9 protein-coding genes are annotated in these 6,647 nt (G+C 64.7%); 5 read left to right on the top strand and 4 right to left on the bottom strand.

What is annotated here, in order from left to right:
• The coding region (locus JCM25156_RS07830; protein WP_025812689.1) for an oligopeptide/dipeptide ABC transporter ATP-binding protein at positions 1-480 on the top strand (480 nt) is incomplete at its 5' end.
• Between the two features lie 23 nt (positions 481-503).
• Here the strand turns inward: JCM25156_RS07830 and JCM25156_RS07825 are convergent.
• A complete protein-coding gene (locus JCM25156_RS07825) occupies positions 504-1,256 on the bottom strand; it encodes a dienelactone hydrolase family protein (RefSeq protein WP_025812688.1) in 753 nt (250 codons plus the stop codon).
• 309 nt (positions 1,257-1,565) lie between these two features.
• Between JCM25156_RS07825 and tmpT the strand changes: the two genes are divergently transcribed.
• The 4 genes from tmpT (at position 1,566) to JCM25156_RS32045 (ending at position 3,780) form a co-directional block, all read left to right on the top strand.
• The gene (gene tmpT / locus JCM25156_RS07820; RefSeq protein ID WP_025812687.1) at positions 1,566-2,216 is read left to right on the top strand and encodes a thiopurine S-methyltransferase; all 651 of its coding nucleotides are present in this window, start codon (positions 1,566-1,568) and stop codon (positions 2,214-2,216) included.
• Positions 2,217-2,357: 141 nt separating this feature from the next.
• Complete coding sequence (locus tag JCM25156_RS30915) at positions 2,358-2,720, top strand: hypothetical protein (RefSeq protein ID WP_242402546.1); 363 nt, start codon at positions 2,358-2,360, stop codon at positions 2,718-2,720.
• A complete protein-coding gene (locus JCM25156_RS32050) occupies positions 2,609-3,070 on the top strand; it encodes an MFS transporter (RefSeq protein ID WP_277909413.1) in 462 nt (153 codons plus the stop codon). Before JCM25156_RS30915 ends, JCM25156_RS32050 begins: the two co-directional genes overlap by 112 nt.
• 32 nt (positions 3,071-3,102) lie before the next feature.
• A complete protein-coding gene (locus JCM25156_RS32045) occupies positions 3,103-3,780 on the top strand; it encodes an MFS transporter (RefSeq protein WP_277909412.1) in 678 nt (225 codons plus the stop codon).
• Between the two features lie 12 nt (positions 3,781-3,792).
• On the opposite strand, the gene JCM25156_RS07810 is transcribed toward JCM25156_RS32045, so the two are convergent.
• The 3 genes from JCM25156_RS07810 to JCM25156_RS07800 form a co-directional block, all read right to left on the bottom strand.
• Entirely contained in the window at positions 3,793-5,301 is a 1,509-nt protein-coding gene (locus tag JCM25156_RS07810) for a sugar porter family MFS transporter (RefSeq protein ID WP_025812686.1), read from the bottom strand.
• 54 nt (positions 5,302-5,355) lie between these two features.
• Positions 5,356-6,213 carry a shikimate dehydrogenase gene (aroE, locus tag JCM25156_RS07805; protein ID WP_025812685.1) on the bottom strand — a complete coding sequence of 286 codons (858 nt, stop codon included), beginning with the start codon at positions 6,211-6,213 and terminating at the stop codon, positions 5,356-5,358.
• A 91-nt stretch (positions 6,214-6,304) separates the two neighbouring features.
• On the bottom strand, positions 6,305-6,647 hold a 343-nt coding region (locus tag JCM25156_RS07800; protein WP_025812684.1), incomplete at its 5' end, for a substrate-binding domain-containing protein.

Here is a 6,647-nt window from a genome sequence, read left to right as displayed (position 1 = left end):
ATCGCGCGCGCGCTGGCGCTTTCGCCCCGGCTGGTGGTGGCCGATGAGCCGGTTTCCGCGCTGGACGTGTCCATTCAGGCCCAGATCGTCAATCTCTTTGCCGACCTGCGGGACCAACTGGGGCTGACCTATGTGTTCGTCGCGCATGATCTGGCGGTGGTGCGCCAGATTTCAAACCGCGTCGCGGTCATGTATCTGGGTGCGATCGTGGAACTGGGTGAAACCGACAGCGTGCTGCACCATCCGGCCCATCCCTATACGGCGGCCCTGACCGCCGCCGTTCCCCGCCCCGTGGTCGGGGCCAGTCGCGCCATTGCATTGCATGGCGATGTGCCCAGCCCCGTCACCCGCGGGACGGGCTGCCGCTTTCACACCCGCTGCGCCTACGTGCAGGATCGCTGCCGCGTGGAAGAACCCGCCCTGCGTCCCGTCCGGCCGGGGCATGAAGCGGCATGCCATTTTCCACTTGCGGGTGACTGAAGCCCACACCCCATGCAACCCCGCTATGGTGCGGCGGCGAAAGCATCCCCCAGCCACTGTTGCATCAGCGCATAGGACTGACCGGCGGCCTGCGGATCGTATCGACACAGGCCGGAGGCAGCAGTGGCCTCCACTTCCGTAAAGCAGTGGACCGCATGGCCGATGAGAACGAACTGCCATGGAGCCGGGCTGCCGCGCATTTCCTGTGTGAAATTACCGAACTGGGGGGATGTGGTTTCATCATCCGCGCCGTTCATGGCCAGCACCCGGGCATGGATATGCTTTGCCAGCGCCGGGTCATCGGTGCCGAGATTGCCATGAAAGGCGACCACGGCGGCGACATCCGCCCCGCTGCGCGCCAGATCGAGAACGGCGGCGCCACCGAAACAGAACCCGATTGCGGCAAGATGCGAGACATCGACCGGCGCATTCGCCGCCTGCGCCCGGAGCCGCCCGAGCGCAAAATTGATCCGGCCGCGCATGAGCGCCCGGTCCGCCAGCAATGGCGCGACCGCGTTGCGGGCCTGTTCCGTGGTCCGGGGCCGTACGGTCGCGCCATACATATCCGTCAGCAGGATGACATAGCGCTGCCCGGCAATCTGTTCGGCCTTGCGGATGGCGTTCGCGTTTACCCCGAACCACGCCGGCACCATAAGCAGGCCGGGCCGCCTTGTGGCCACCGCATCATCATACACCAGCACGCTTTCAAAGCGCGTCTGCCCGTAAGTCCACGCGACCGGGCGGGCCACCATCTCCGCCCGCGCCGGACGGGGCATGAGCCGCCCGCGAGCAGGCCGATCGACAGGACCACACAGGCCGGAGCCGGACGTAAGGAAAACAGGGCGGCCATCGGGCACCTCGTACGAAAAAGTGTCAGCTCTTTATACGATACGACACATCCGGCCCGCCAGTTCCGCGTCCTGCCCGCCGGATCGCCCGGTTTCCACCGGCCCATGCCGGAACCCCGGGGCGAAAGGGTGGTTTTGACTTTCACAGGGCGTGCCTGCCGGGCAGGCGTCGTTTTGCGGCCAGCACGGTAACTGATACAATCGGTGCAAGAACCAAGGGAAGTGGAACAGACTGTGATGAACGAAACATTCTGGCGGGAAAAATGGCAACGCAATGAAATCGGGTTTCATGAAGACCAGCCCAATCCCCTGCTGACCCGCCACCTGCCCACGCTTGGCCTGCCGGAAGGTGCGCGTATATTCCTACCACTTTGCGGAAAAAGCCTCGATATTCACTGGCTGCTGGAACAGGGATTCGATGTTGCCGGAATCGAGCTGAGCGAACTTGCCGTCGAACAGCTTTTTACCGAACTGGACGTGACGCCCCGCATTTCGGATGTCGGAAAGCTGCGATGTTACGAGGCGGATGGCCTGTGCATCTTCGTGGGCAATATCTTTGACCTGACCGAAACCGAACTGGGGCCGGTCGACGCCGTTTATGACCGCGCGGCGCTGGTCGCCCTGCCGGAAGAGATGCGCAGGGCCTATGCGTCCCATCTCATGGCCATCACGAACGCGGCCCCCGCCCTGCTTGTCTGTCTGGAATACGATCAGTCCCGCAGGCCGGGACCGCCGTTTTCCGTCGATGACGCCGAGGTCCGGCGGTATTATGACAAGACGTTCCATCTTACCTGCATCGAAAAACCGGATCTGGTCGGTGGCCTGAAAGGGGCATGCCCGGCGCTGGAAATTGTATGGATCATGGAACCACGCGCCGACGCGGCGTAAAACGTCATACCGCACGCGTGCCCGCTCGCGGTTATATGACCGGCAGGACGCCATCGGATCTATCCCGCAAAAAGCGGCGCAGTATACAGGACGGGAACGCCCTGCCCCGTTTTCCGTAGTCCCCGGCCCGCCGATTGTAACATGCCCTCCCAGCCCAGCGCCCCCGCCGCACGACCGACCTATTCGCCCATGATCGCGCTGATCATGGCCGCGACGTCATTCATGCAGAATCTTGATGGCGCGATCATCAATACTTCCCTGCCGCAGATGGCGCGCTCCTTTGGGGTCAGCACCATTGATCTCTCCATGGGGATCACGGCCTACATGCTGGCCTCGGCCGCACTTTCCCCCCTGTCGGCTGGCTGTCGCAAAGGATCGGGGAGCGCAGGGTACTGCTTGTCTCCGTCATCGCCTTCACGCTCGCATCCGTATGGTGCGGCCTGGCGCCGGGGCTGGACATGTTCGTGCTGGCCCGGATCGCACAGGGGCTGGCCGGGGCCATGATGATGCCGGTGGGCATGTCCGTCGTGCTGCGCCATACACCCAAGGCCGCGCTGATGCGCGCGCAGGCCGTAACCGTGTGGCCCGGCCTGCTCGCCCCCATTATTGGCCCGGTGCTGGGCGGGTTCATTACCCAGGCGCTCGACTGGCGATGGAATTTCTGGCTCAACCTGCCCATCGGGCTGGCAGGGGCGTGCGCGATCCTGCGCTTTGTCCCGCGGGAGGAAAAATCAACGCCGCCCCCCATGGATTTTACCGGATTTTCCCTGTGCGCCGTGGCGCTGACCACGCTGCTGGCCGGTTTCCAGCGCGCGGCGGAAACCGGCCAGCAGCGCGAGATCGCCTTTGGCTGATCATCTTCGGCCTCGCCACCGGATGGGCCGCCGTGCGGCATCTCGGGCGGCATCCCACGCCCATCCTGTCACTGGCCCCGCTGCGCCGCCCCAGCCTGCGCTATGTCGTGCTGTATCCCGGCATCCTGTTCCGCACGCTGTTTTCGGCCATGCCGTTCCTGCTGCCGCTGCTGTTCCAGCTTGGCTTCGGCCTGCGGCCCGCCGCCGCTGGCGGGTGGGTTCTGGTGTATTTCTGCAGCAACCTGGGGCTCAAGCCCTTTACCAGCGCCATACTGCGCCGGTTCGGCTTTCGTGATGTGCTGCTGGTCAACGGGCTGCTGGTTACCCTTTCCATGGTGGCATGCGGCTTTGCCGCGCCGGATACGAACGCGGCGCTGCTGGTGCTGATCCTGATCTTCGCGGGGGCGACACGCTCCATGCAGCTGACCAGCCTGTCAACCATGGCCTTTGCCGATATTGCCAGCAATGAACGCCGTGCCGCGTCGGGACTCCTGTCCATCCTGCAACAGGCGGCATCGGCCGCCGGGGTGGCCTGCGCGGCGTTCAGCCTGTCCTTTTTCCAGCTTCTGGACCACAGCCACGGCACGGGTCTGGCGGAACTGCACGCCACCTTCTTCATCGCGGGCGGTATCGCGCTGGTCGCATCCCTTGGCTGCGTGCGCATGCCCCGCGCGCTGGGGCAGGAAATAAGCGGGCATCGGGCCGCCTGAAGGGATTTCGGGTCAGGGCCTTGCGCTCCTTCCCGCATGCCCGTGCCCACCCGTAAGGAAAGTGCCCGTGCGCAGGCGGGATTCAATATCTTCCAGCGTTGTGCCCGCCGTCTCGGGCACATAGGCCCAGACGAACACGAAGGATATGACGTTGATGACCCCAAACAGCCAGAACGTGCCCGTCGTGCCCAACGCGTTGACGAGGGATAGGGTCACGAGCGAGACCAGCGTGTCGGACAGCCACACGGTGGCGCTGGCCAGCCCCATCGCCTTGCTGCGGACCTGAAGCGGGAAGACTTCGGACGCAACAAGCCAGACCGCCACCGACAGGGAACCGAAATTGAAGAAGATATAACCCAGAAGCGATGCGACCATCAGCACCATGCGCAGCCCCGCGATGGGGGCCGGGCTCAGGAAGATCGCCCCCAGAACGAACAGCGACAGCGCGGCGAACGGCAGCATCCACAGCAGCATCCGGCGGCGGCCGACACGGTCGATCAGCGCGATCCCCATGACCGTGGTGATGGTGGATGTCACCCCCACCAGAACCGACGTAAGCAGCGCCGTGGAGTGGCCCAGCCCCGTTTGTGACAGGATGATCGGGGCGTAATAGACAATGACATTCGGCCCCGAAAGCTGGGACAGGGCGGCAATGCCCAATGCCGCGACCAGCGCGGGCCTGAGCCATGCCTGCCGCAGCGCGCTCCACCGCGTATCCGCATTGTCCGCGTCTTCCTGTTCCACGCACAGAACGGCGTCAAGCTCCGCGCGCACCGGGTCGTGGTGCCCGCGCAGGCGGTACAGGATCGCTATGGCCCGCGCCTCCTGCTCCCTGTGCAGGAGCCAGCGCGGGCTTTCGGGCAGGAACAGCATGCCAAGCGCCAGAAGCACCGCGGGCACCGCCCCCAGCATGAACATCGCACGCCAGCAGTCAGGTGGCCCCGCCATGACGTAACCGACAAAAAAGGCCACAAGCAGACCAAGTGAAAACACCATCTGGAACAGTGATACGAGACTGCCCCGCCGCTCCGCCGGGGCGAGTTCGGCCACGTACACCGGCACGATCTGGGTTGTCGCCCCGATCGCAACCCCTAAAAACAGCCGGGCGATGATGAGAGTCGTCTCATCAGGGGCAAGGCCACAGCCGAAGGACGCCAGAATGAACACGGCGGATGCGAGCATGATGGCGGGACGGCGGCCATAACGGTCCGAAACCGGGCCACTGGCCACGGCCCCCGCCACCGCACCCAGATTAAGCGCCGCCGCCACCCATTCCTGCCCGCTGGTAGACAGGGAAAAGCTCTGGGTAACGTAAATCAGCGCGGATGCGATGATGCCGGTGTCATATCCGAACAGAAGGCCGCCCACCGCCGCGACGGCGGCGGCGATTCCGACATAACGCCGCGCTTCCACCCGCCGGTCATCCAGATGGGCGAACTGCGGCAGCACGGCAAGGGCGCGTTGGCGCATCCGGTGGCGGGCGGAGGCGTGTTCGCTGCTGATGGTGGAAGCGGTTGTCATCCGGCCCTCTCTTTCCATTCGGCCCTGGTTTACGCCGTGGCGCTCCCGCCCGGTTCAGGCGGGGACTTCAAAAATCTCCTGCAACGTGCGCTGCATCACGCCTGCATCCAGCGTCCTGCCCAGCCAGAGTTCGACCCCGATCACGCCCTGATTGACCAGCATGCCCAGCCCGTCCAGCACCGTGCAGCCCCGCGCCCTTGCCGCGCGCAGCAGGTGCGTCATGGGGGGATTGGGAATCACATCGGCCACGACCAGACCCTTGCGCAGCGTTTCCAGCCCTACCGGCGGCAGGGCCTCGGCATCGCCCAGCCCGATGGAGGTCGCGTTGATGAGAATATCGACGTCTCCCGGCACGCTGACCGGCCCGTTCCACGCCGTGGCCGTGGCGGCGCAGGGCGTGTTGTCACGGACCAGTGCGGCGACATTCTCGGCTTTGGCCTCCTCCCGGTTCACGATGGTCAGATGCGCGGCCCCGGCAAGCCCCAGTTCCACCGCGATGGCCCGCGCGGCCCCGCCCGCGCCCAGCAGCAGTACCTTTTTGCCCGCCGGGTCCGTAACCCCCTTCAGCGACGCAAGGAATCCCTTGCCATCCGTATTGTTGCCGACCAGCCTGCCATCCTGGATGGAGACACAGTTCACCGCGCCGATAATCCGCGCGGATTCCGCTAGTTCATCAAGATGTTCGATCACCGCGACCTTGTGCGGCAGGGAGCAGTTGAAACCGATCCACTCCATCGCCACGGCACCCGCCACGGCCTGCGCCAGATGTTCGGGCTTCACGTCACAGTTGATGTAGCGGGCGTCCAGCCCTGCGTGCCGGTACGCGGCCTCGATCATCGCGACGGTGGGGTTGTCGGCGCAGGGCGTCGAAAACGATCCGGTCAGAATACTCCGAAAATTCCTGTCGCCCATGCTGTCACTCCCGTGTGTCTGGCACTCTGCAATCTCTTGCATAGCTATGCACGGGTATGGGGCCATCAAACAACGGCAAAAACGATAACGTTTAGATGAGCCGCGCCGTACTGCGCCGGATAACCAGCCGTGCCTCGATCACGCGGGTGCGTGATACGGGGCCACCTTCCGGCCCCAGCGCCAGATCCAGCAGATCCGTCGCCGCCCCCACGAGGCAGTCCACCTGCTGGTCAAAACTGGTCAGTTCATAGGCATGCCAGCCCGCCTGTGGGATATTGTCATACCCCATCACCACCACATCTTCCGGGCAGTTCAGGTTCCCGCGCTGCCGCAGCGCGTCCAGCGCCCCGCAGGCCATGAGGTCGTTGCTGCTGAACAGCCCGTCGGGCCGTTCGCCACGCGCCAGCAGGCGGCAGATCGCATCATAACCGCTG

This window comes from Komagataeibacter kakiaceti JCM 25156, from assembly GCF_000613305.1.
Note: the sequence above shows the minus strand (reverse complement) of the source record. Positions and strands in the feature narration are given on the sequence as shown.

Bases quoted from the DNA above. Each gene is read 5' to 3' on its own strand.
- JCM25156_RS07825 (WP_025812688.1), bottom strand. From the start codon at position 1,256: ATGCCCCGTCCGGCGCGGGCGGAGATGGTGGCCCGCCCGGTCGCGTGG.
- tmpT (WP_025812687.1), top strand. From the start codon at position 1,566: ATGAACGAAACATTCTGGCGGGAAAAATGGCAACGCAATGAAATCGGG.
- JCM25156_RS30915 (WP_242402546.1), top strand. From the start codon at position 2,358: ATGCCCTCCCAGCCCAGCGCCCCCGCCGCACGACCGACCTATTCGCCC.
- JCM25156_RS07810 (WP_025812686.1), bottom strand. From the start codon at position 5,301: ATGACAACCGCTTCCACCATCAGCAGCGAACACGCCTCCGCCCGCCAC.
- aroE (WP_025812685.1), bottom strand. From the start codon at position 6,213: ATGGGCGACAGGAATTTTCGGAGTATTCTGACCGGATCGTTTTCGACG.